Origin of the sequence: Mesorhizobium sp. M8A.F.Ca.ET.207.01.1.1, from assembly GCF_004794715.1 — a bacterium.
GTDB lineage: Bacteria > Pseudomonadota > Alphaproteobacteria > Rhizobiales > Rhizobiaceae > Mesorhizobium.
The window spans coordinates 1-388 of the sequence record NZ_SRUS01000170.1; the positions used below are offsets into that span (position 1 = coordinate 1).

Annotated in this window: 1 protein-coding gene; it reads left to right on the forward strand. The window is 68.3% G+C overall.

Going from position 1 to position 388, the window contains the following annotated elements; all coding sequences use genetic code 11:
- The coding region (locus EN850_RS34030; protein WP_210238021.1) for a hypothetical protein at positions 1–261 on the forward strand (261 nt) is incomplete at its 5' end.
- Positions 262–388: the final 127 nt, after the last annotated feature.

Below are 388 nucleotides of genomic sequence, written 5' to 3' on the forward strand. Positions count from 1 at the left end.
GGCTCGTTGCAGGCCTATTTCGATGGTTACTCGATCGCCGGCGATCGCCTGGCCACGCTGCAGGTGCCGGCCGACATCCTGATGGCGCAGGACGATCCGGTGATCCCGTACGCGACCTTCAGCGACTGGCAGCTGCCGCGCCAGGCGCACCTGGAAACCGCCTGCTGGGGAGGCCACTGCGGCGTCCTGGAAAACTGGCGGGGGGATGGCTTCTCCGAACGCTGGGTGGCGCAGCGGCTGCGGCGCGTGCTGCAAGGCTGAACCGGCACGGGCGCGCAGGCCGCTACAATGCGGGTTTGCCCTTGAACCGGACCGCCATGCAAGACCAGATCATCCAAGCGTTGCGCCAGAACGAGGCCGACCAGGCCGTGCAGCTGGCCCGGGCATG